General features: G+C 36.5%; 27 protein-coding genes. 3 read left to right on the top strand and 24 right to left on the bottom strand.

Going from position 1 to position 24,599, the window contains the following annotated elements; genetic code table 11:
- Positions 1–272: 272 nt before the first annotated feature.
- The 13 genes from B5E95_RS06505 to rsmG form a co-directional block, all read right to left on the bottom strand.
- Positions 273–1,022 carry an aspartate/glutamate racemase family protein gene (locus B5E95_RS06505; RefSeq protein ID WP_087235894.1) on the bottom strand — a complete coding sequence of 250 codons (750 nt, stop codon included), beginning with the start codon at positions 1,020–1,022 and terminating at the stop codon, positions 273–275.
- A gap of 8 nt (positions 1,023–1,030) precedes the next feature.
- Positions 1,031–2,602, bottom strand: a complete 1,572-nt coding sequence (locus B5E95_RS06510) for a UDP-N-acetylmuramoyl-L-alanyl-D-glutamate--2,6-diaminopimelate ligase (protein ID WP_087176214.1) — start codon at positions 2,600–2,602, stop codon at positions 1,031–1,033.
- Positions 2,603–2,650: 48 nt separating this feature from the next.
- Complete coding sequence (locus B5E95_RS06515) at positions 2,651–3,799, bottom strand: sensor histidine kinase (protein ID WP_087235897.1); 1,149 nt, start codon at positions 3,797–3,799, stop codon at positions 2,651–2,653.
- Positions 3,800–3,802: 3 nt separating this feature from the next.
- On the bottom strand, positions 3,803–4,489 hold the full coding sequence (gene croR, locus B5E95_RS06520; RefSeq protein ID WP_087235898.1) for a response regulator transcription factor CroR: 687 nt from the start codon (positions 4,487–4,489) through the stop codon (positions 3,803–3,805).
- Positions 4,490–4,659: 170 nt separating this feature from the next.
- Positions 4,660–6,519, bottom strand: a complete 1,860-nt coding sequence (locus B5E95_RS06525; protein ID WP_087176251.1) for an ABC transporter ATP-binding protein — start codon at positions 6,517–6,519, stop codon at positions 4,660–4,662.
- Positions 6,520–6,528: 9 nt separating this feature from the next.
- A complete protein-coding gene (locus B5E95_RS06530; RefSeq protein WP_087176212.1) occupies positions 6,529–8,253 on the bottom strand; it encodes an ABC transporter ATP-binding protein in 1,725 nt (574 codons plus the stop codon).
- A 113-nt stretch (positions 8,254–8,366) separates the two neighbouring features.
- Positions 8,367–9,146, bottom strand: a complete 780-nt coding sequence (locus B5E95_RS06535; protein WP_087235900.1) for a DUF1129 domain-containing protein — start codon at positions 9,144–9,146, stop codon at positions 8,367–8,369.
- Between the two features lie 8 nt (positions 9,147–9,154).
- Positions 9,155–10,255, bottom strand: a complete 1,101-nt coding sequence (gene ychF, locus B5E95_RS06540; protein WP_005720971.1) for a redox-regulated ATPase YchF — start codon at positions 10,253–10,255, stop codon at positions 9,155–9,157.
- Between the two features lie 55 nt (positions 10,256–10,310).
- Positions 10,311–10,574, bottom strand: a complete 264-nt coding sequence (locus B5E95_RS06545) for a DUF951 domain-containing protein (protein WP_025005907.1) — start codon at positions 10,572–10,574, stop codon at positions 10,311–10,313.
- The gene (locus B5E95_RS06550) at positions 10,567–11,451 is read right to left on the bottom strand and encodes a ParB/RepB/Spo0J family partition protein (protein WP_087235902.1); all 885 of its coding nucleotides are present in this window, start codon (positions 11,449–11,451) and stop codon (positions 10,567–10,569) included. Before B5E95_RS06550 ends, B5E95_RS06545 begins: the two co-directional genes overlap by 8 nt.
- The gene (locus B5E95_RS06555; protein ID WP_087176250.1) at positions 11,429–12,208 is read right to left on the bottom strand and encodes a ParA family protein; all 780 of its coding nucleotides are present in this window, start codon (positions 12,206–12,208) and stop codon (positions 11,429–11,431) included. The genes B5E95_RS06550 and B5E95_RS06555 overlap by 23 nt, the downstream gene beginning before the upstream one ends.
- 14 nt (positions 12,209–12,222) lie before the next feature.
- Positions 12,223–13,062, bottom strand: a complete 840-nt coding sequence (gene noc, locus B5E95_RS06560; protein ID WP_087176209.1) for a nucleoid occlusion protein — start codon at positions 13,060–13,062, stop codon at positions 12,223–12,225.
- Between the two features lie 14 nt (positions 13,063–13,076).
- The gene (gene rsmG, locus B5E95_RS06565) at positions 13,077–13,799 is read right to left on the bottom strand and encodes a 16S rRNA (guanine(527)-N(7))-methyltransferase RsmG (protein WP_025005911.1); all 723 of its coding nucleotides are present in this window, start codon (positions 13,797–13,799) and stop codon (positions 13,077–13,079) included.
- A 161-nt stretch (positions 13,800–13,960) separates the two neighbouring features.
- Between rsmG and B5E95_RS06570 the strand changes: the two genes are divergently transcribed.
- The gene (locus B5E95_RS06570; protein ID WP_025005912.1) at positions 13,961–14,497 is read left to right on the top strand and encodes a CvpA family protein; all 537 of its coding nucleotides are present in this window, start codon (positions 13,961–13,963) and stop codon (positions 14,495–14,497) included.
- Between the two features lie 41 nt (positions 14,498–14,538).
- Here the strand turns inward: B5E95_RS06570 and B5E95_RS06575 are convergent, their stop codons facing one another.
- The 6 genes from B5E95_RS06575 to B5E95_RS06600 all read right to left on the bottom strand — a co-directional run bounded on the left by B5E95_RS06575 (position 14,539) and on the right by B5E95_RS06600 (position 18,592).
- Complete coding sequence (locus tag B5E95_RS06575; protein WP_087176208.1) at positions 14,539–15,468, bottom strand: FAD:protein FMN transferase; 930 nt, start codon at positions 15,466–15,468, stop codon at positions 14,539–14,541.
- 8 nt (positions 15,469–15,476) lie between these two features.
- Complete coding sequence (locus tag B5E95_RS06580) at positions 15,477–16,268, bottom strand: tyrosine-protein phosphatase (protein WP_087176207.1); 792 nt, start codon at positions 16,266–16,268, stop codon at positions 15,477–15,479.
- 86 nt (positions 16,269–16,354) lie between these two features.
- Entirely contained in the window at positions 16,355–16,903 is a 549-nt protein-coding gene (locus B5E95_RS06585) for an NADPH-dependent FMN reductase (RefSeq protein WP_087176206.1), read from the bottom strand.
- A 13-nt stretch (positions 16,904–16,916) separates the two neighbouring features.
- A complete protein-coding gene (locus tag B5E95_RS06590; protein ID WP_025005915.1) occupies positions 16,917–17,456 on the bottom strand; it encodes an NADPH-dependent FMN reductase in 540 nt (179 codons plus the stop codon).
- A gap of 145 nt (positions 17,457–17,601) precedes the next feature.
- Entirely contained in the window at positions 17,602–18,225 is a 624-nt protein-coding gene (locus B5E95_RS06595) for a TetR/AcrR family transcriptional regulator (RefSeq protein WP_087176205.1), read from the bottom strand.
- Between the two features lie 124 nt (positions 18,226–18,349).
- Positions 18,350–18,592: a hypothetical protein gene (locus B5E95_RS06600; RefSeq protein ID WP_087176204.1), complete on the bottom strand. Its 243-nt coding sequence runs from the start codon at positions 18,590–18,592 to the stop codon at positions 18,350–18,352.
- A gap of 100 nt (positions 18,593–18,692) precedes the next feature.
- Between B5E95_RS06600 and B5E95_RS06605 the strand changes: the two genes are divergently transcribed.
- Entirely contained in the window at positions 18,693–20,105 is a 1,413-nt protein-coding gene (locus B5E95_RS06605) for a C69 family dipeptidase (RefSeq protein WP_087176203.1), read from the top strand.
- Positions 20,106–20,150: 45 nt separating this feature from the next.
- Here the strand turns inward: B5E95_RS06605 and B5E95_RS06610 are convergent, their stop codons facing one another.
- The 4 genes from B5E95_RS06610 to B5E95_RS06625 all read right to left on the bottom strand — a co-directional run bounded on the left by B5E95_RS06610 (position 20,151) and on the right by B5E95_RS06625 (position 23,127).
- Positions 20,151–20,825: an ABC transporter ATP-binding protein gene (locus B5E95_RS06610; RefSeq protein WP_087176249.1), complete on the bottom strand. Its 675-nt coding sequence runs from the start codon at positions 20,823–20,825 to the stop codon at positions 20,151–20,153.
- A 1-nt stretch (position 20,826) separates the two neighbouring features.
- Positions 20,827–21,888, bottom strand: coding sequence for an ABC transporter permease (locus B5E95_RS06615; RefSeq protein WP_087176202.1), 1,062 nt, complete (start codon positions 21,886–21,888; stop codon positions 20,827–20,829).
- On the bottom strand, positions 21,889–22,416 hold the full coding sequence (locus B5E95_RS06620) for a TetR/AcrR family transcriptional regulator (RefSeq protein WP_025005921.1): 528 nt from the start codon (positions 22,414–22,416) through the stop codon (positions 21,889–21,891).
- Between the two features lie 111 nt (positions 22,417–22,527).
- Positions 22,528–23,127, bottom strand: coding sequence for a histidine phosphatase family protein (locus B5E95_RS06625; RefSeq protein WP_087176201.1), 600 nt, complete (start codon positions 23,125–23,127; stop codon positions 22,528–22,530).
- 143 nt (positions 23,128–23,270) lie between these two features.
- Here B5E95_RS06625 and B5E95_RS06630 point away from each other — a divergent pair, with 143 nt between their 5' ends.
- Positions 23,271–24,026 carry an alpha/beta hydrolase gene (locus tag B5E95_RS06630; protein WP_087176200.1) on the top strand — a complete coding sequence of 252 codons (756 nt, stop codon included), beginning with the start codon at positions 23,271–23,273 and terminating at the stop codon, positions 24,024–24,026.
- Positions 24,027–24,194: 168 nt separating this feature from the next.
- Here B5E95_RS06630 and B5E95_RS06635 read toward each other — a convergent pair.
- On the bottom strand, positions 24,195–24,599 hold a 405-nt coding region (locus B5E95_RS06635), incomplete at its 5' end, for an RNA-guided endonuclease InsQ/TnpB family protein (RefSeq protein ID WP_143437040.1).

The raw sequence follows: 24,599 nt of genomic DNA on the forward strand, positions 1-24,599 counted from the left end.
ATTATAGTCCTAAAAAATCAAAATGAACCTTCAAAATTAATTCTCTAATCAACGAAAAACCTGGCAAAAAATCGTCGCAATTATGCCTTCATAAAGCGCAGCCATTCCCCAGGGGACATGATAATCTTCTTTTACTATTATGTTCCAAACATCTATTAAATCATTCATTCTCTCATATAACCTATTTACAATATTACGATTTACTATATTATAATATTGTAAATTATAGTCCAACAAAATACCGAACCAGCTTCGCACTGATTCGGTATTTTTTACTTATACATATATTTCTTACATGCTTCTTCAGGATCCATCCCGTGACGAATCTTAAGCGCAACCTCAATTGACACGTCAGCAATAATTGATTGCGGATCAATCACGTTATAAGGATGATCTGGTGCCTTTTCTTGAGCTAAAGATAATTCAGTACAACCAAGCAAAATAACGTTGCAGCCATACTTATCATGCATTGTTTTCAAAATCTTGTGATACAAGTCATGATCAACAATGCCTTTTTCTTTAATATCAGAATAAATCAATTCATTGACCATCGGCTGAATCTCAGGATCACCTAATTCTACCGTCCTGCCAACTTTTTGAATTTCATCGGCATATAAATGATCATAAATTGACCCTTCTGTAGCAATTAAGCCAATTTTCTTTTCATCAGGATAATTATCAACAAAATTGTGCACTGCAATCCGCATCATATGCAAGAATGGCTTATCAGTAAGTGCTGCCAAATCATCATAGAAATAATGCGCAGTGTTGCATGGCATTACCAAAAAGTCTGTTCCCAGCTTATCCTGGCCTTCTACATCATCTTTTAAATCATAAAAGAAGTTAGGCTTAGAATGATCCTTAATATAAGCAGTTCTATCAGGAACTTGAGCATCATTAACCAAAATATAGTTTAAATAATCTTGGTCTCGCGCAATTTTTACTCGATGGTTAATTAAACGAACATAACTTTCAGTGGCAATGGTTCCCATCCCACCAATAATACTAAAGAAATGTTTCATCTTATCTTCTACTTTCTAAAATGCTCTTTTTGACCTTCTAATTCATTGATCACTTCTTGAGCAACTACGATATCTGATGGATATGGAGTATTTACGCCGCGAATCTTTTGGAATGCATCTGCACCCTTGCCGCAGATTAAGACTACATCATCTGGACCAGCCATAGCAATCGCGTCATGAATAGCTTTCTTACGGTCTAATTCAATTGTAACGTCGCATTTAGAGTGATCGATACCTGAATCTATTTCTTCGGCAATACTCTTAGGGTCTTCGAATCCTGGATCATCAGTAGTCAAAAATGCTTTATCTGCATATGCACTTAAACTTTCACTAAAGCCTGGACGACGAGATACCCCTTTATCACCAGGTGCACCAACGACCACAATAATCTTAGGATTATTAAATTCACTTTGCATGAAGTTCATTAAAGCCATCATCGAAGCTTTATTGTGTGCATAGTCAACTACAACCATTCCGTGGCTCTTAGTTCTTTCAGTTTGCATACGACCTGGAATAGTTACATCACGAATACCCTTAGCACATTGATCATGGTTAAGGCCTGCAAGACCAGCACCGATAATCGCAGCAGTACCGTTTGATTCATTAAAGTCACCAAGCATCTTCAAAGTATAGTCACCGTTGATTGGCAATTTACGTGCCTTATCACTAGAGCAGAATAACTTGAAGCGAGTTTCCTTCATATCTAATTCTTGAGAAGCAAATCTGAAGTCAATTGGTACCTTTAAATCCGGATTTTCAAAATCTTCTCTAGCAAATAAGTAAATGCTATCAGGATTAGTAGTAGTGGTTGCTGCAGCGTAAACCTCATTGAAGTGAGCAGTTTCTGCATTGATAATACACTTGCGTGAATTTACCAATAATTGCAACTTGCAGTGTAAGTAATCTGCAAAATTAGGGTGTTCATTTGGTCCAATATGGTCTGGACTAATATTCAAGAAGAAACCTAAATCATAAGTTAAACCAAAGACACGATTCTTCTTGTATGCTTGACTTGAAACTTCCATTACCAAGTGAGTCATTCCGTTATCAACAGCAGTACGCATGTCACGGAACAAGTCCAAACTTTCTGGGGTAGTCAAACTAGACTTAAAACTATCTTCTGGCTTTGGTCCAACAACGTCATTAACTGATGAAATCAAAGCGGTCTTGCCGCCATTAGCTTGGTCGAGCATTCCCTTTAAAAAGTATGCAGAAGTAGTCTTACCCTTAGTTCCAGTAAATGCTACTACATACAAATCATCTTGTGGAAAACGGAAGAATGCTGCTGAAAGTAATGCCATTGCCTTTGATACGTCACGTACGATCAATGCATGCATCCCTTTACCTTCTGGATAAGGTTGTTCAGCTACGTAGCAGATTGCTCCATTATCTTTAGCCATTGATAAATATGTTGGTCTAAAGCCTGCACCTTTACAGAAGAATAAAGTGTTAGTTTGGATATCACGTGAATCATATGACACGTATTCCATCTTGGTTGCTACAGTATCTTGTACTGCACTTGACTTAAGTAAATGATGCTCTTTTAAAATTAAAATACAGGTATTTAAAGAAATACTCATTTTTTCTCCTCGTTGTATTAAAACATTTCATTCAAAATTATAACACAGCTAGCCCTTGCTGTTTGCCTTCTTAGGATTAAGTGGTAAACGAATAATAAAACTTGTCCAATTCTTATCCGATTCGCATCTAATAGTTCCGTGATGCAAATCAACCACACCCTTGGTGATAGAAAGTCCCAATCCTGTACCACCAGTTTTTGTATTGCGCGATGTCTCCACGCGGTAAAAACGATCAAATATCTTTTTCAACGATTTCTTCGGAATAGGTTCACCATTATTTTCTACACGTAATTCAACTTCACGTTTATTTACTAGATTAGCCACTAATTTAATCTGCGTAGCGCCAATACCGTATTTAAAGGCATTAGAAATCAAATTATTATAAACTCGCACTAATTTTTCTGCATCAGCCTTAATGGTTAAATTTTTGGGCCGAGCTTCAATTTTAATTTCTATGCCCTTTTTCTCAGCTTCTAGTTCAAATCCCGCAGCAACTTGCTCTAACATTGAATAAATATGTAAATTGCTCAAATTCAACTTAGTAGATTTAAGGGTAGTATATTCAAATAAATCATTAGCAAGAGACTTCATCTGCTCAGCCTTAGTATACGCAATGTTAACGTATTTTTGCTGATCTTCTGGTGAGGCAACCCCACTTTTCAACAATCCCAAATAACCAATAATTGAAGTTAACGGCGTTCTGATATCATGCGAAACGTTGGTAATCAATTCATCTTTTGACTGTTCAATTGCACGTTCCTCATTAATTGAATTAACCGTACTATCAACTAAAGAATTAATAGAATCAACCACACGTTGCAAATCTGGACGAACTCGAAAGTTGATTCGATGATCAAAGTGTCCACTTGCAATATAATGCAATTCTGAAATTACGTGGCGTAGCTGCATTTGATGATAGCGTCTAATCAGTCGCCAATATAAAACGACAATATCGCCTATCCCCATCAAAATAATAAACGTATTCTGCCAAGACCAAAGATGATACCCACCAGCAAATGTCATTGTTTTTTTCAAAAAATAAATGCCATTAACTAAGCTCTCATCTTGCAAAATAGCCAGGTGAATCAGAATAATAATTGATAAATTTAACAAAAGCAGAAGGACGATGGTTACCACTCCTTCTGCAAACAACTCACTTTTTTCAGCGCCAGTAAGCTTGACGCGTTCTTTTTTCATTAACTACGCCTCGACTTTATATCCTACGCCCCAAACAGTTTGAATGACATCTTCACCGCCGGTAGCTTTTTGAATCTTATCACGCAAGTGTGAAACGTGAACCATAACAGTTTTAGCTGAAACAATAGATTCTTGTTGCCATACGCGTTCAAAGATTTCATCTGCTGAAAATACTCGGTTAGGATGACTAGCTAAAAGATATAAAATACCAAATTCAAGAGCAGTTAATTGAATTGCTTTGCCATCAATAGTTTTAACTTCGTGTGAATCACGGTTAATAACTAATGGACCTACCTCCAAAACATCTGGTTCATCATCTTTAACTTGTTTTTGACTACGACGAATAAGTGAACGAACCCTAGCCATTACTTCAAGTGGGTTGAATGGCTTAGATACATAATCGTCGGCACCGGTGATTAACCCTTGAATCTTGTCCATGTCGCCAGTCTTAGCTGAAACAATAATAATTGGAATATCTGAATCTTTTCTGACTTCCTTAATCACTTCAATTCCTGACATATTTGGCATCATTATATCCAGTATCATCAAAGCGATATCTGGAGTCGTGGTTAATTTAGTAATTGCTTCTTTGCCGCTGTATGCCGCAATTGGTTCATAACCTTCATTTTTCAGATAGATGCTTAATAATTCTACGATTTCCTTGTCATCATCAACAACTAAGATTTTCATAAAGAAAACCCCTCTCTTTATTTTGCTAATTGATTATAGTCTGTATCTTTATCTACTAGTGTAGCAGACCCTATGGTCTATATTTTACTATTTTTCAATAAAAGGCTGAAAGGTAAAGCTATTTTTTAGAAAAATACAAAAAATAGAGCAACTTGTGCTCTATTTTACTTCTATTCAATTTCTTTTTTACCAGTGTAAAGCTCGTAGTAGTAACCCTTTCGCTTCAATAGCTCTTCGTGGTTACCAGATTCAATGATATGACCATGATCAAGTACCAAGATCAAATCAGAGTTTACGATAGTTGACAAACGGTGGGCGATAACAAAACTAGTTCGTCCAGCAAGCAAGTTGTCCATACCTGCTTGAACCATCTTTTCGGTCTTAGTATCAATACTTGAGGTTGCTTCATCCAAGATCATTACAGGTTCGTCAGCAATCATCGCTCTCGCAATACTGAGCAGCTGCATTTGCCCTTGTGATAAATCTCCACCGTCTCCATCAATCACAGTATCATAGCCATGATCAAGATCGTGAATAAATTCATCGGCATGTGACAATTTAGCTGCTTGGTAAACATCATCATCACTAGCTTCAGGATTACTAAAGCGGATGTTATCCATGATAGTGCCAGTAAACAAGTGTGTTTCCTGCAAAACAATTGAAAGTGATCTACGCAAATCATCCTTCTTGATCTGTTTAATCGGGATACCATCATACGTAATTTTACCTGAATCAATATCATAGAATCGGTTCAACATATTTGAAATGGTAGTCTTCCCAGCACCAGTTTCACCAACCAAGGCAACTTTCATCCCTGGCTTGGCATTGATTGAAATATCATGCAAAATTTGGTGTTCTGGAACATAGCTAAAATTAACATGATCAAAAATGATGTGTCCGCGAACCGGTACTTTCTTAACAGAACCATCTTTTTCAGGAACATTCCAATTCCACATACTGCCGACTTCAGCACCTCGTGAAATTGTAACATCACCATTGTCAGTTTCAGAAGCTTGATCTTCCAAATTAAAGATTCTTTCGGCACCAGCTAAAGCCATCACAATTGAGTTCAACTGTTGTGAAATCTGGGCAATTGGCATACTAAACTGCTTTGATAATTGCAAGAATGAACCAATAGCACCAAGAGATAATGGAGCCCAGCCGTTAATAGCCACAGCACCACCAACAAAGGCAATTAAAACATAGAGCAAGTTGCCCATGTTACCCATGATTGGGAAAAGGATAGTGGCATAGGTGTTGGCCTTACCTGAAGCTTGACGCAATTCTTCGTTATACTTATCAAAACCTGTTTTAGATTCTGGTTCATGACTGAAGACCTTAATAACCTTTAACCCATTAAGCATTTCTTCGTTATAACCATTGATTTGTCCCAACTTCTTCTGTTGAACTTGGAAGTAGTGACTTGATCTTAAAGTCAAGAAACGCACGATACCAAATGACATGGCAAAGATAATGAATGAAAATACAGTAAGTTGCCAGCTAAGTGAGAACATCGCTACCACAACGAAGATCAAACTTAAAGCTGAGTTAGTAAATTGTGGAATGGACTGTGAAATCATCTGCATCAAGGTATCGATATCGTTAGTATAACGACTCATGATATCGCCAAATTCATTTTGATCAAAGTATGAAATTGGCAAGCTTTCCATGTGGGTGAACATTTCGTTACGAACACGGAATTGTACCTTTTGAGCTAACACACCCATTAACATGTTGAACAAATAGTTAGACAAAAATCCAATGGCATAAATACCAAACATTACCGCAATAGCAGTTGCAAGTGGACCATAATTTGGCACCTTTTCCTTAGTTAGCGGAATAATGTAATCATTGATTAATCGTTCAATAAATAATGAACCGATAACATTACTTGCCGCTGCTAAAACGATGGTAATCATGGAAATGATGAGCATCCATGGACTTGTACTGTTTACTAATTTAAGCAAACGCATCAAAATCTTAATTCGATTGTCCTTAGTTTGATTTTTATTATCTACTGCTTGATCCATAACGCTCACCTACTTTCCTTGTTCTTCTTGGAACTTAGCAATTGAACTATAAAGCTCATTAGTCTTCATCAATTCTTCATGCGTTCCAATATCTTGAATTTTACCGTGATCCATCACGATGATGCGGTCAGCATCCTTAATTGAAACAATTCTTTGTGAAATGATGATCTTCGTTGTATCTGGCATGTCTTTAGCCAAAGAAGTTCTAATTTCACGTTCAGTACTGGTATCAACAGCTGAAGTTGAATCATCCAAAATTAAAATCTTAGGATTCTTAAGCAAGGCTCTCGCAATAGTAATTCTCTGCTTTTGACCACCAGAGACGTTATTACCACCTTGTTCGATCATGGTATCGTAACCATCCGGCATTTCACGAATAAAGCCATCAGCATGCGCAATCTTAGCTGCAGCTACAACTTGTTCATCGGTTGCATTTTCGTTACCCCATTTGAGGTTATCTTTTACTGTACCAGTGAACAAAACGTTGTTTTGCAAAACCATCGCAACGTTATCACGCAACGTCTTTAAGTCATATGACTTAACGTTATGACCCGCTACACGAACGGCACCTGCCGTTACATCATATAAACGCGGAATCATTGAAACCAAAGTTGACTTAGAAGAACCAGTTTCACCGATAATTCCTAGAGTTTCACCCGATTTGATATGCAAATTGATATCATGTAACGCATCAGTCTTGTCAGCTAGTTCATATTTAAAACTTACATGATCAAAAATAATTTCACCATTAGTTAAACGCTTAAGTGGCTTTTTAGGATTTTCAATAGTTGGCTTTTCAGTAATGACGGCAGCAATACGACGACCACTGGCACCTGAAACAACTAATTGCGTAGTAATCATAGCTAAAATATTCAAACTGAACAAAACAGAGTTTGAATAAGTAAACATTGAGATAAGTTGACCAGTTTGCAAACTGCCACCAACAACTTCTTTAGCACCAAACCAGCAGATAGCCAAAGTTGAAATGTTCAAAACAGCCGCTACAACTAACGCATTTAAAGACATAATCTTTTGTGCGGTAGCGAATAACTTATAGATAAAGCCTGATGACTTCTCAAATTGTTTAATCTGATCTTTTTCTTGAACGTAAGTCTTTACTTCGCGAATACCCCGAACATTTTCACGAACGACTTGGTTCATACGGTCATATCCTCTAAAAATTTTAGGGAAATATGGATATGCTGCTTTAATAATTAATCCTAATAGAATCGCAAAAATTGGGCCTATAACTAAGAAAATCAAAGATAATCTTGGACTAATTATGATAGACATCACAATTGAAACGATGAACATCATTGGTGCTCTAACCGCAATTCTGATAATCATCTGATATGCCATTTGTACGTTATTAACATCAGTAGTCAAACGCGTAACCAAACTGGCACTTGAGAAACGATCAATATTTTCAAAAGAATAGTCCTGCATATGGTAGAACATATCTTTACGTAAATTAGATGCAAAACCCGCTGCAGCATGTGCGGAAACATAACTCGCACTCGCACCTAATATCAGTGAAACTATAGTTATTATCAGTAATAACAACCCCATTTTACTGATATAGGGCATATTCCCCTTCATAATTCCATTATCAATCAAAATTCCGACCAAATATGGAATCAGCATTTCGATAATTACTTCACCAATAACGAATAATGGTGAGAGCAATGACAATTTTTTGTATTGTCTAATCGATTTGCTTAGTGTTTTGACCATATAGACCCACCTTTCCATGCACTTCATAAATAAAAAGATAAATAGGCTATTACCTATTTATCTTTTTTGACGTTATTAAATTAAGTATGTACTTTTTTAAAAAAAGAAGCAAATTATTTGCGTTGCATATTTGGTGCAAACGGTGAACCAGTGATCTTGTAATATCTTCTGAATAAGTAACGAGCACCAAATGCAACTGCCGCAATAATAATATCTACTTCACCTGGCAATACCGGGTTAATAGGTCTTAAGCCTGGAAGAGATAGTAACCAAATCCAGACGAATAATACGACAACAACGCCTATCATCCCTAAAATGATTTTAGCCCATGATTGGCGCTTACCATTTTTAGGCATTATCCAGTCATTATATTTCACCATACCGATGCCCATTACGATACCAACACTGGCTAAGGTTAAAATACCCATTTGTGAATTCTTAGGTTGTTTAGTTTCAAATAAAGCAACGACTCCAAACAAACCAACAAAAATTGCAAGATACATTAATGCACCATCAATAGCTAATTGCCAAAATGGAGTTGCAACGGGCTTCTTATCCGGATGAAGCATTTGCTCTGCCTTAATCTTTGGTGAAGCTAAGTATAAACCATTAGCTGGTTGTCCATGACGTTGTGCCACTACAATTTCACCTAATAGTTTATCAGTCATCTCTACTGCTTCGGCACGGGAAATTGAACCTTGCAATTGCAATTCTTTTTCCAAACGAAAAACGTAATCTTGATTTTTATTACTTAACTTATTACGTAATTCCTTTGGATCCATTTGTTTAATTTTTTCATCTTGATTGTCAGCTTCAGTTTGACGCTTTAACTTTGCTTGTTTTTCGCTATCAATATTTGAAGCTGTTTGTTCTTTTTTTGTCTCTTCAGCCATTCTTCCTCCTAGACATTAAATCTAAATTCGATAATGTCACCATCTTGAACTTCGTAGTCCTTACCTTCAAGACGCAACTTACCAGCTTCCTTAACCTTTTGCATAGTTTCAAGCTTGTCTAAATCATCGAAGGAAACAACTTCTGCACGAATGAAGCCACGTTCAAAGTCTGAGTGAATAACACCAGCAACTTGTGGAGCCTTCATACCCTTGTGGAAAGTCCATGCACGAGTTTCAGGACCACCAGCAGTAAAGAAGGTTCTAAGACCTAAGATGTGGTAAGCGGCACGAATCAAACGGTCCAAACCAGATTCTTCAACGCCTTCCATTTCAAGGAATTCCTTCTTTTCATCGTCAGCCATGCCAGCGATTTCTTCTTCAGTTGCAGCAGAAATACCCAAGCATTCAGCACCTTCGCTTTCAGCGTGCTTCTTAACGATTTGGTAGTACTTGTCGCTTTCTGGATCAGCCATTGAATCTTCAGCAATGTTAGCAACATAAATAACTGGCTTAGAAGTCAAAAGGAATAAGCCCTTAACAATCTTTTGTTCATCTTCATTAAAGTCGATTGAACGAGCAGCATTACCTTCTTCAAGAACTGGTTGCAATTTGTTAAGTACAGCCATTTCTGCCTTAGCTTCCTTGTCACCTTGTTGAGCAACCTTCTTTACCTTGTTAATGCGACGGTTAACAGCATCAAGGTCAGCAATTGCAAGTTCCAAATTAATAGTATTAATGTCTTCTTCTGGATCAACCTTACCTGTAACTGAGGTAATGTTGTCATCATCAAAAGCACGAACTACGTGAACAATAGCATCAGTTTGGCGAATGTTTTCGAGGAATTTGTTACCAAGACCTTCACCCTTTGAAGCACCCTTTACCAAACCAGCAATATCAGTAAACTCAAAAGTAGTGTGCACAATCTTCTTAGCAGGAATTAATTCTTGGATTCTTGCTAAACGCTTGTCAGGAACTTCAACCATCCCGACATTTGGTTCAATGGTGGCAAATGGGTAGTTAGCCATTTCTGCACCAGCCTTAGTAATCGCATTAAACAAAGTTGACTTACCAACGTTTGGCAAACCAACGATACCAGCAGTTAATGACATTTGTTGTCCTCTTTTTCTAAAAAACTATTTTAATATTTTATCTTACTTGTCTATTTTATCTAAAATTAGGGCGAGCGATACGATCTTTTGGCACATATTGCTCTTTTTTTGCATTAACCGGATCATTAGCTTTAGTTAAAACCTTTTTCATCTTCCGATTAAATTCGCTACGCGGCATCATAACCATATGGCCGCATCCCATACACTTCAGCTTAATATCAGCACCCATACGCAAAATTTCCCAGTCGTTGACTTGGCATGCGTGAGACTTTTTCATTTGAACTGTATCAGCTAAATTATAAGTGATTTCTTTAGTCATCTAAATCAACACCTAACAAATCAAGAATTCTATTCAACTCTTCGGCAGAAGTGAAATCAATTGATAGGTGACCTTTACCCTTTTTAGTCTCTGAAATATTAACGCTTGCGCCAAATTTATTAGACAATTGGTTTTCGCTTGCTCTAATAAAGGCTGACTTTTTAACAGCCTTCTTTTGGGGCTTTTTGGCATTCATTTCATTGACCAAGGCTTCAACCTTACGAACAGGTATCCCTTCTTGGGCCACCTTTTTGGCTAAACTATCAATTTTATCTTTGTCTTTTAAAGCTAAAAGAGTTCTAGCTTGACCCATTGATAATTCGCCATGTTGCAATAAACGCTTAGTTTTGCTTGGCAAAGTCAATAAACGTAAATAATTGGCAATGTATGGACGAGACTTGCCCATTCTCTTAGAAACTTCTTCCTGAGTTAAACCCAGATTCTTTTGTAGCATTTCATAAGCTTGTGCTTCTTCAAGTGGGGTCAAATCTTCACGTTGCAAGTTTTCTAAGACGGCTACTTCCATCATTTGACTTTCGTCAAACTTGCGAACGATTGCAGGAATGGTCTTTTTCTTAGCTAATTTTGATGCACGATAGCGCCGTTCACCTGCAATAATCTCATAACCATTAACAGACTTGCGGACGATAATAGGCTGAAAAACGCCATTTTCCTTAATAGAATCAGATAATTCTTTCAGGCTCTTGTCATCAAATCGCTTTCTAGGCTGATATGGATTAGAGCGAATCTCACTTAAATTGAGTTCTTGAACTTCTTCAGTTTCCTCAATTTGTGGTTCATCATCAAATAAAGCTTCGATACCACGACCTAATCCGCCTTTTTTTCTATTTTCTTTACTTCTGGAGTCTCTTACCATGAGCTTTTAACACCTCTTTTGCTAAATCATCATATACCTTAGCACCACGAGATCTTGGAGCATATTCGGTAATCGGCTGACCATAACTTGGTGCTTCTGCCAATTTAGTGATTCTTGGAATAATTGTTTTATAAACTTTTTTACTAAAGTATGATTGAACTTCCTTAACTACTTCTGCACCTAAATTGGTTCTAGCATCTAACATAGTTAAAAGGACGCCTTCAACACCTAAGTCCTTGTTAAAGTGCTTTTGTACTAAACGAATAGTATTCAAAAGCTGACTTAAACCTTCCATAGCATAATATTCACTTTGAACTGGAATCAAAATTGAGTCAGACGCAGTAAAAGCATTAATTGAAAGTTGACCTAATGAAGGAGGACAATCAATAAAAATAAAATCATATTGATCACTAACTGCATCTAAAGCTGACTTCAATCTTGTTTCACGTGCCATCATGCTAATTAATTCAGTTTCAGCACCTGATAAATTGATTGTTGCTGGAACCATGTCTAACTTAGCCATTGATGTATGATGAATTGTATCTTGGATTGGAATTTCGTCAATCAAAACATTGTAAATGTCCTGGTCAATCTCTGATTTTTCAATTCCTAAACCAGAGGTGGCATTTCCTTGTGGGTCAATATCCACAATTAAAACACGGTAACCACGGTCGGCAATTGAAGCTGCTAAATTGATAGTAGTAGTGGTCTTACCCACGCCACCTTTTTGGTTAGCAACCGAAATTACATTTACCATATTTTCCATCCTTTCTACTTTCTCTTTAATTCAATGGTGATTTTGTAATCATCTGGATTTTTATCTTCTTTAATTTTAACTTTAATTCCTGAATCTTTAGCCAACTTAACAGCCTTCTTAATGGTATTAATTTGAACTTTAAGGTCCTTTGGAATGCGGTTAACAACACGCTTTTGTTCTGCTTTTTCCTTTTTCTTAGGTTGAGGATTAAAGTAAGCATCCACATCTTTAGCAATTTCTTCAGTTTGCTTTACATTCAAGCCTTTAGCTTCAATCTCAGCTAAAACTCGCTTTTGATCAGCATCATCAAGATTTAAAAGAGCACGGCCATGACGAGCAGTAATTTTTCCTTCAACCAAAGCAGTTTGCACGTCATCATCTAACTTAAGTAAGCGCAACTTGTTTGCGATATATGATTGAGACTTACCCATATCTTTAGCCAAAGCAGTTTGAGTTAAATCATTTAATTTCATCAAATTAGTATAGGCTTTAGCTTCATCAATAGGATTCAAGTCTTCACGTTGCAAATTTTCAATTAAAGCAAGAGAAGCTGCTTGATCATCATTCATGTTTTTGACAATGGCAGGAATAGTCTCCCAGCCTAAACTCTTAGCAGCACGATAGCGACGTTCACCTGCAATAATCTCATAGTGATCATCACCATCTTCACGTACTACAATCGGTTGAAGCAATCCATCTTGATCAAGAGTATCCGCCAATTCCTTAATTGAATCATCAGAAAATTGACGTCGTGGTTGATATTGATTAGGAACAATCTTATCTAACTCAAGATCTTGAATTCGCTTATTCTTGGGGATTTCTTCATCATGATGCATAAAAGAAAATAATGACATTTTTCATCCTCCTATTAACATATTGGTTTACGCCGCGGCGTCCCCGCTTGACGAGGGTATTTCTTTGGCGTTTCTTTAACTTTTTTAACCAAAACCAAAGTTCTTTCTTCTGTAGTTCCTGGCAAAGTTAACTCTTCATCTTTAATTAATTTACCTCCGAGAACTGCAAGTGCCTTTTGTCCTTCATCCAGTTCATCTTCAGCTTTTGGTCCTTTAAGAGCTACAAAATAACCATCTTTTTTAACCAATGGTAGACAATATTCGCTTAAAACACTCATCTTGGCTACAGCCCGTGCAGTAACAATATCAAACTTTTCGCGATAAAGCTTATTTTGACCAACATCTTCAGCACGGCCATGAACTAACTCCACATTATCCAAATCTAATTTAGCAATCAAATCTTTCAAAAAAGTCAGCCTTTTAGCCAGCGAATCAACAATCGTTACTTTAAGAGATGGCTTTAAAATCTTTAATGGGATCGAAGGAAATCCGGCCCCAGCTCCGACATCACAAAGAGTAGCACCATCTTTAAAAACATCGCCAAAAACAAAGAGTGGCGTAACACTATCATAAAAATGTTTGAGATAAACTTCATTTTCTTCCGTAATTCGAGTCAAGTTAACATGTTCATTGACTTCAATTAAGAATTTAAAATAAAGTTTAAATTGCTCTTTTTGTTTATCAGTTAATACAAAATTATGTTTTGATAATTCTAAAATAAATTTTTCAGGATTCATTTTTCACCCGTGAAACCTTGTTTCACACTTCTAAATTTAACGCTAATTATACTTATTAGTAAAGAGAAATCGTCCTTACAATTATCAACTATTTCATTGCAATCGTCAAAGTTTTGTCGCATGCAAAATAGGGTATAATATTCTGCAAAGGAGAAATAAAAATGGTTGTTACTTTAATTGTTTTGGCTTACTTAGCTTATAAAGCCTATACAGGCTATAAAACCGGCTTTACCAGATATATTATTGGTTTAATTTGTTCCGCTATTGTCTTTATGGTCGCAATTTTTATGCAAAATCCGTTTGGCAATTGGCTTTACACCCAAGTTACAGGAGAAATGATTCGAAGCAATTCAACAACTAATGTTGAATTAATGATTGCACGTTTTGCTGCATTCTTCATTATCTTCTTCGTTGGTAAGATGATCATGAAAATATTTAAGGGCTGGATTCCTGCTAAAAATCCACATGCCACTAATCTTGGCAGCCTTTTAGACAATGTCTTAGGAGCTTTGGCATCCCTAGTAGCCAGTTACTTCGTAGTCTACGTTGTCTTGTCCATGTTCAATGCATTGCAAAATCCATGGTTCATGCAACAAACAATAGATTCTAGCTTCTTACGCTTCATTATCTACAGTACACCTGGACTTTCTAACGGCGTCTTCAACAGTATCTTCAACATCGGTAAGACCGTTGGTTAAACAAAATAGGACTAAACAAACAATTTGCTTAGTCCTATTTTTTATTGATTAAAATTATCATATTCAACATGTTCATCATTATAAACAAAAATTGCCCCAACACGGTCAGGATCACCATGCCAGCCTTTTAGCGGATGACCTGCAAAGAATAATCTCTTGCATTCAATTTCTGCTTCCACGGATGTTTTGGTAAAAGTAGTTACGCCTGACAAATCCGTTTTTACAGGATAACCAGTTCTAGGATCGATTAAATGATGATACTTATGTCCATTAACTACTAAGTAACGCTCATACGTACCACTAGTCACAGCTGAACATTCTCCTACCATTACAGAGGTAATATTGTCGCCGCGAGGCTCTTTAGGATCTTGAATCCCAATCACCCATTTACCATTGTCTCGCTTAGGTGAATCGCCTACCAGAAGGATATTACCACCTAAATTAATAATCCCTGCTTCAACACCATATGCTAGCCATAAATCACGAATGCGGTCGGCGATCCAGCCCTTGGCAATACCACCAAGATCCAGTTCCATCCCCTTCATTTGAAGAAAAACAGTTTGATCTTGATCATTTAATTCCACCTTAAAAGGATTCGTCAGTAACATCTTATCTTTGATTTCTTCATCTTTTGGAACATGGGCACCTTTAAAACCAATGTGCCACAATTTTACTACTGGTCCAATTAAGGCATTAAAGCCAAAATTCTCTCTGCTTTTTTCTACGGCTAACTTCACTAGGCTGTAGACTGCACTTGAAACTTGAACAGGATGCTCACCTGAGGCATGGTTAATATCCATTACTTCAGATTGATCACGATTAACAGTAAAAATATCTTCATAATGATCAATTAAATCAAAAGATTTTTTCAACAGGCTTCGATCCTGTGTCCCAAATATTTGCAAAGTAATCGATGTACCTAAAGCATGGTGATGGCCTACTACTTGTTCTAATGCTAAATCTTTAATCATTTTAATTCCTAGTTTTCTAAATACAATTCACGTAATCTATCACGCAATTCCGACGTTACGCCAATTTTTTCTTTAAGATAATTATCGATACTACCGAAGTCTTTTTCAATTGCAATTAATGCAGTATCTAAAAATGCATCGGATACGGAACCTAAAATACGTATATTAGCACGGAAGCATAAATTTTCTCCTTCTTCTTGCATCTTTTTATCCCGTAAAGCACGATAGTCATTTAGCATATAATTTGAATATAAATAATCCTGCCTAATAGTTTCCATATCAACACCCAATAGGTAAAGAACAACTACGGTAACAATACCTGTTCTATCTTTACCTTCAGAGCAATGATACAACACTGCACCATCTTCAGTATTGGCTAAAACTTCTAAAATTTTATGAATACTATTTTGAGCGTGTTCTTTTAATACATGTGAACGATAGCGATCACACATCATTTTAAAGCCAGCATATTGGTCATGACGATAAATTTCAAATGTCTTAGCAAGGTCTTTTTTGCCTCCTTGCGTATTATCATCAGTCGAAATAGATAAATCAATGTGTTCTACGCCCGGAATTTTACTATCAGGCATCTTATGACACTCTAATGGCGAACGTAAATCAATGATTTTGGTCAAACCATAATCAAGCAAGAATTGCTGATCATGCAGCGTTATATTACTGATCTTCCCCGTTCTCAGTAAACGATGCATTTTTACTCTACGTCCATGATCACCAATATAGCCGCCCAAATCACGCGGATTACGAACTTGCTCTAGTGACAAAACAACTGGATTCACCATTTAATTCACCCCATTACATTTTTTGAGAAAAAACCGGATAGTTTTCTATCCGGTAATTTTACTATTGAGTTAGATAACTGGCAAAATTATTTATTTGCTTGTTCTATAAACTTAATGAAATTGTCCATCATTACATCTAATTGCTTGATGTAATCTTCATTTGAAAGATCACCAGTAGTTTTATCGAAGTTTCTTGCAGCGCCACCAATTAAGATTTCATTGCCTGGTAATACGTTGGCACTCATATCAGGTGAAAGCAAAATTTCTCGTGCATCTTCTTGAGCACGACTTGAACCTTGAATGCCGTATGATGTACCAACAACTGCTGCTGGCTTCATCTTCATTACGTCAGGGCCAGCATGTGAGCCAAGCCATTCAAGTGCACTCTTAAGAGCTGCAGGAATAGCATGATCATATTCAGGTGTTGTCAAGATTACGCCATCTGCATTCTTAATATCTTCAATCCAATTCTTGGTAGCTTCATCAGGTTCATCCGTTCTAGAGAAAGGCTTAATTTGATCAATTTCTTTAACTTCAAAATCAGCCTTATCTGCATAACGCTTAGCAATAAATTTTGCTAAAAAACGATTATATGAAAATGGAGCATTTGTACCAACGACTACTAATAATTTCATTTAAATAAGCCCCCTACTTAGTAAGTTGTGCATACCAATCATCTACTTCATCAAAGAAGTGATTCAAAAACTTAAGCGTACCTGGTTCGGTTAAATTGCCCTCTTCGTCAAATTGTTGTGGTGCAATTCCCATCATAAATTCATCGCCGTTAAATACGTGAGCACTAAAACCAGGAGCAGCCAAAATACTCTTTAAACGAGTTTGAGAACGAGCGCCACCTTGAGGCATTGGTGAAGTTGAAACAATCACAACTGGCTTGTCATGGAAAGGATGAACTGAACTAGAAAGCCATTCAAGTGCACTCTTTAAAGCACTTGTAACTGAGTGTTGTTGCTCAGGAGAACCGATTAAGATCATGTCAGCTTCTCCTACTTTTTCGCCTAAATCTAAAATTTCTTTAGGAGCTTCAACACCTTCTTTAAACATTGGTAAGCCCTTAACAGTTGCAAAGTCGAAGTCGTATTTATAATCTAAATTTTTGATAATAACTTTGAGTAATTTTTCGTTAAATGAGTTATCTGCATTTGAACCAGATAAAGCGAGTACCTTCATAAAAACCACCTTTCGAAAATTCCTTTACTATATATAATTATAACTTAATGGCCACAAAAATAGCTGAATTTTAACAGTAAAAAAAGACACTCCACAATTGTGAAGCGTCTTTTTTCATTAAAAAGCACAGATGATTGATGAAATATTATGCTAAGTTATCCTTCAGAGATGCTTCGTCATCTGCAGCAAACATAGGATTTTCCTCAGTTTCGCTAAGACGATCGTTAAGCATTGCATCATGGATTTGAGCATTCAAAACATTAATAATTTGATTTTGGTTGAAACTTGCAATTTCGTTAACAACTAATGCAGCCATACCGGTAGTTGAAATCCAGTTAGCAATTACAATGTCATTAATCTTGTCTTTATCATATCCAGTATCAGGATATTGTTCATTAAACTTTTCAATTCCAAGATCCATCAAAGTATCAGCAATAATCTTGCTACCGAATTTACCATCAACAAACATTGCACGGAACAAGTTAACATGCTTTTGTGCAAAATCAATGTATGATAAATCCAAGTCGATTAAAGGCTCACCAGTAAACTTTTGTTGTAAAGTGTGAGTTCTTAAATCTGAAGAAATTTTCTTCAATACTTGATTACGAAGATCTCCCATATTATCGAATTCTAGATATAAAGGTTGGGTTGAAAAATGTCCTGCCTTAGCAATACTACGAGCAGTTAATCCTTCAATTCCACTTTTAATAGCCATCTTATAAGCAGTATCTAAAATCTTATCTTTGCTTATTTCTTTTTTTCTTGCCATTTTAATACACCTCAATCATTTGTTAAACATGTGCTTTTCAATACGCTTGTTATTTTTATCTTCATGTACATCATATATCCAATAAATAACAAATGCAAGCCTAAGCAATACATTTTTGTCATTTTTATAATCGCTTGAATAGCGATGATCCGTTGTCTCCAGTAAATTGATCATAATGTGATGACACCATTTCAATAACTGCTTGCTTATCTAATCCTTGTGCAGCACAAAATGAAAAGAAAGCTGCAGAAAGAATATAGCCCCGCTCACGATCGTCAGTCAGATTATCTGAAAATTTCATATTAATAGTATGATCTGCATAATCTGTCGTTAGCTCGATTGATTTATCTTCTGGTCCTTCGCTCATGTTAAGACCTCCTTTTTTACATATTTTTAATATAATATAAAAATTAATACAATTACATTATAATTATGTTACAAATGCGATTTAGAAAGCGTGATTTTTTATGAATAATGTAATCGGACGTTCATCGTGTACTTCTATTCTTATTGGTAAGAAGGCTTCTCTCACAGGAAGCGTAATTATTGGTCGTAATGAAGATGCTAAAACCGCTTGGCCCAAACATCTTGCATTTAATCCGCATCAAGATAATGTAAAAAATAACCATTTCAAATCAAAAGATAACAAATTTGAAATGGATTTACCTGAAACTATTTTTTCATATTCTTCAACACCAGAATGGACAGACAAGTACGGCGTCTTTGAAGAAGATGGTATCAATGAACATCATGTAGCAATGAGTGCTACTGAAAGTGCATATGCCAATGAACGAGTATTAGCAGTTGATCCTTTTGATACAGAAAAAGGTATTTTAGAAGAAGCCATGGTAACCGTTGTTTTGCCATACGTTAAAACAGCCCGCGAAGGCGTACAACGTTTAGGTGAAATCGTCGAAAAGCATGGTGCTGCTGAAGCAGACGGTATTTTATTCAGTGACCCAGATGAAGCATGGTATATGGAAATCGGTTCAGGCCATCACTGGGTTGCTCAAAGAATTCCTGACGACTCTTACGCAGTAGTTGCTAACCAATTGGCAATCCAAGCTGTCGTTTTCGATGGTAATGATTTTATGTATTCAAAAGATCTAAAAGACTTTGTTTACCAAAATCAATTATGGCCTAAAGATGCCGTCTTTAACTGGCGTGAAATCTTTGGCACACATGACGATAGCGACTTGCATTACAACACACCTCGTGTCTGGATTGGGCAAAAATTATTAACTCCATCTGTCGAGCAAGAACCACAAGATTTTGACTTGCCATTTATTAGAAAACCGGACAAGCCAATTTCTATTCAAGACGCACAAGCCGTATTGAGCAATCATTACCAAAATACGCCTTATGATTTAACTAATCCTAAGAACAAGAATAATGCGACATTTAGACCTATTTCTGTTGCTACTACCCAAGAGTCTCACTTATTAGAATTAAACGGTGAAAACATGATTCATTGGTTAGCAATGGGTATAGCTGCACAAAGCGTTTATGTTCCATTTTACCCACAAGGAACTAAGGTCCCTACTATGTATAAATATGGCAAGGAAACTTACAGCACTAACTCTGCTTACTGGGTATTTAAACTGGCAAGCACCTTAGCTGACCGCGATTGGAATAAATATGGAACAGACTTAAGCAATGCCCAAGACGAAGCTAGAGAAAAGACTACCCGTCTGCGTTACGAATATGATCAAAAATTAGCTAAAGAAAGTGATCCAGCTAAGAGAATTGACCTTGTTAATGAAGCTAACGAAAAGATGGCTAAAACTGCTACGGATATTTTCAAAGAATTGTCTGCTAAATTAATCACCAAGCAAACTGGCGATTCACCTCTTCGCTTCAAGATGGATCCTAACTTATAGTTCATAACAAAAATACCTAGTTCAAAATTTTGAACTAGGTATTTTTTACTTCTTTTGACTCATCTTACCATCCATCATTTCATAAATATGATCCGCATATTTTTCAAGACGAGGGTCGTGCGTCACAATTAAAATTGCTTTTTCACGTTCTTTAGCCAGCTTCTTAAATAACTTACCAACTTCTTCTACATTTTGCGTATCTAAAGATGCCGTTGGTTCATCCGCTAGCAAAATCGCTGGGTTAGCATAAAGCGCCCGCGCAATTGCCACACGCTGCTGCTGACCACCTGACAATTCATTAGGATATTTTTTAACTAATTTAGTAATACCCAAATCCTCAAGCAATTTATCCAAATCTTCTTTAGACAAATTATCTTCCTTTTTAACTTTATCGACCAAAACAAATTGATCATGAACAGTTAAATACGGAACCAAATTATAGGCTTGTAAAATAAAACCTATTTCATTTAAACGCAAACTATTTCTTTTTTTATCAGAGAACTTGCTAATATCTTCTCCGTTAACGATAACTTGGCCTGAAGTTGGCTTCTGCAGTGAACCGGCAATAGTTAAAAACGTACTCTTACCGGCACCGGAAGGTCCCATAATCAGAACCAATTCGCTCTTATCAGCTTCAAAATTAATATCTTTTAAAGCTTCAACTTGCGCATCGCCTTTACCATAAATCTTTTCTACATCTTTTAACTCAATTACTGCCATTTTATTCACCAATTGCCTTTGCAGGATCAACCTTTAAAATTGATCTAATCGGAATCAAACTACCAATAATACCCATTACAAGCATCCCTAGCGTACCAGCAATCATAATAGTTGTGGTAAAGCTCATAGGCACCGCAGCTGGTAAAACAGCGGCTGTGACCCACATCAATATTAAGGCGATAATCACTCCCACAACGACCAAAATAATTGATTGACTAACTGTTGCACCAACTAGTGTCTTGCTTGGAATTCCCTGTGCTCTCATTACAGCCAAATTATGCATTTTTTGCATCGTCAAAATGTATAGGAAAACTGCAATGATAATTAGAGAAATGACAAATAAGAATCCAATCATTAACCCAAAGGTCATATTTTGTGCAGTATAACCTGGCAATTTATTAATAAATGTGGCAATCGGATATGTTTTTGCATCTTTATAGTTGTATTTATAATTAGCATTTTTGGAAACAATCGCTGCAGCAACTACATTTGGTGCAACCATCCGCAGTTTTCTCCATGTAGCAAAAGAGCCATAGATAATTGGGGCAATGTTGATCTTGGCATTATTAACGAAGCCCACAATCTTATACTTTCTAGCTGAACCATTCAAACTAATCTTATCGCCTAAACGATAGCCTTTATCCCTTAAGCTTGAATCTACGGTAATTTCTGTTTTGCCTTTTCCTCGTTTACCAGCTACTAAGTCCTGGTCTTTGTAAATAAATTGGTCTTTCTTAATCCCTAAAAATTGCGCAGAAACAGATGGCCGATTTTTAGATTTAACTACTACCGCCACTTGACCAATATATGCTTCATTTTTACCAATATCATCATCTTTTAAATCTTTTTTAGTCAAAATAGATTGACTCAAACTAATATTGGAATTTTTATTTAAAACAATTTTCTTAGCACTCCAACTATCGATTGCCTGTGTATTTTCACTCGCTAATCCCACGGCTAATGAAGACAACATAAAAATCAGATAACTGATTAAAAAGATCATTAAAATGATTAAGCCATAGCGCAACTTTTCATGTTTAATTTCTTTTAGTGCTAAAAACAATTATTTCATCCCCTTTGCAATCATGTATAAACTCTTCTTGTAGCGAGCAAGGTTCTTCTCTTGATTTTCTGGGTCTGACAAGCAAAGATTGATTACTTCATGACTTAAAACCATTGCACTCCATAATTGTGGACTCATATTTAATAATTGTCTTGAATAAATCTTGAAGTTATCCGGAATTAAATATTCATTTTGCGACATGTGCAACTTCATCATTGGTTCATATTTACTGTTTTGAGTCTTATCAATAAATTTAGTAACTCGATCATAAAAATGATCAGGATCAAATTTTTCATTAGGACTCATATTAGCGTGAATAGTATCGATCGCAATATGATACATATAAACATAAGCATCTGTTAAATCATCGAAATACTTATAGAATGCACCACGTGCAATGTCTGCCTTTTTGACAATATGAGAAACTTTAGCATCTGCTAAAGGATATGTACTAAACTCTTCTAACAAAGCCTTTTCGATTCGTTCGCGTTTAGCGGAAGGTAAATTTTTAAATGTTGCTTTAACCATTTTTATCCTCTCTTTCAACACACTGACGTTTTGTCACCAATCAACTATTATACTATTCTTTTGTGACGCATTGTCAATGAATATACATAAAAAAAGCTGCTTGCTTTTTTACTAATCAAGTAGCCGATTGTAGAAGATCATTCGTGCAATATTTTTCTTAACGCTAAATTTTGCTAGGGCACAATTATCCATCGTATCAATTTTATCCATATCGCCATTAGTTAAATAGTGCGCCGCCATCATTCGAATCAAACGACCATGAGCTACTACTAGCACCTTTTTATCAGGATACTTTTGGTACATTTCATCTAAAAAGTCACCGCAACGCTTGTCAAAAGCTTCGTAGCTTTCACCATTCTTGGCATATCTTATATAGTTGCGATTAACCTTTCCCCAAGGATCAACAATATCAGGATATTCCTTAACGATATCATCCATCTTCTTGCCATCCCAGTCACCAAAGTCAAATTCAAGCAAACGATCATCAAGATTGATCTTTTTCTTATCTTTAGTAAAAATTTTAGCGGTCTCGACTGCTCGCTTCATTGGACTAGAATATACTACGTCAAACTCATCTTCATCGAAGTTAGCTGCTGCTTTTTTAGCATAAGCGCGGCCATAATCATTTAATTCCGCATCAACATGCGCGCCTTGAAGACGATTATCCTTATTAACATCTGTTTGACCATGACGAATAAAAACTATTTCCATCATTAATACCTCGCATGACTTAATCAATGAATTAATTTTACGCGTAATTACGCAATCTTTCCAATTTCTTAATTTCTTTTCTACTAATTTTCCTATAAAAAAGTTTACAATAATAGTAGACCAATTTAGAAAGAAGAATGTTTATGTCCCGCATTACGATTGAAAGAGACGGTTTAACTCTCGTAGGTGACCGTGAAGAACCATTTGGTGAAATCTATGACATGGCTATTTTAATGCATGGTTTCACTGCTAATAGAAATACAGATTTATTAAGACAAATTGCCGATGATTTACGCGATGAAAATGTCGCTAGCGTTCGTTTTGATTTTAATGGTCACGGCGAAAGCGATGGTAAATTTGAAGATATGACTGTCTGCAACGAAATCGCCGACGGTAAGGCGATCTTGGACTATGTCCGCACCGATCCACACGTTCGAGACATCTTCTTAGTGGGACATTCTCAAGGTGGCGTAGTGGCATCAATGCTTGCAGGTCTTTATCCTGATGTTGTAAAAAAAGTAGTCCTCTTAGCTCCTGCAGCTCAATTAAAAGACGACGCATTAAAGGGTAACACTCAAGGTACAACTTATGATCCAAATCATATTCCTGAAGTTGTGCCATTAGTAGGCAATAAATTAGGGATGAAGCTTGGCGGCTTTTACTTAAGAACTGCACAAGTTTTACCAATTTATGAAGTATCTCAACGTTTCACTAGACCAGTTTCCGTAATTGCCGGTACTAATGACCAAGTCGTTGATCCAAAATATGCTAAAAAATACGATGAAGTTTATGAAAACAGCGAATTACATATGATCCCTGATGCTGATCATAGATTTAGCGGTGAATACAAAGACATGGCAGCTGATTTAACTGCGCAATTTTTAAAGCCTGCGTTTTAACGACGTGTCAACTACCCTAGACTGAAGTCTAGGGCTTAGTGGCTCGTTAGCTTACGCTAACCAGAACACCAACTTGCTTAGATACGGACTTGACTTACCAGCAATAGTCTTTTGACTATTGCCGATAGAGGTCGTCTAATTACCAAAGCCTTTTAAGTCCGCGAATTGCTAGCGGACTGCAGCCCCGAATAAGGCTGCCTCTTTTATTTTAGGATTCTGCCACTTGCCTAATCCTTTTTCTAAGATGTTCACGGCCGCATTCCAATCACGAATATGGTGCGTTCGACAGATTGGACAAGTCCATTCCCGATCCTTAAGGGTTAATTTCTTATAACCGTTTTGCCCCATAATACTGCCACATTGATGGCATCTTTGGGTGGTGTAGTTAGGATCAATTGTTAGAAATTCTTTGCCATATAGATCTGCCTTATAAGCCAGCATGTTCAGGAAGCTGCGCCAACCAACATCAGAAATGGCTTGAGACAAGGCATGATTCTTTAACAGATTTCTGCTTCTTAGTTCCTCGGCAACTACTAAATCGTGGTTTTTGATTAGTGCAGTTGAGAGTACTTG

Origin of the sequence: Lactobacillus gallinarum, assembly GCF_002160635.1 — a bacterium.
GTDB classification, from domain to species: domain Bacteria; phylum Bacillota; class Bacilli; order Lactobacillales; family Lactobacillaceae; genus Lactobacillus; species Lactobacillus gallinarum.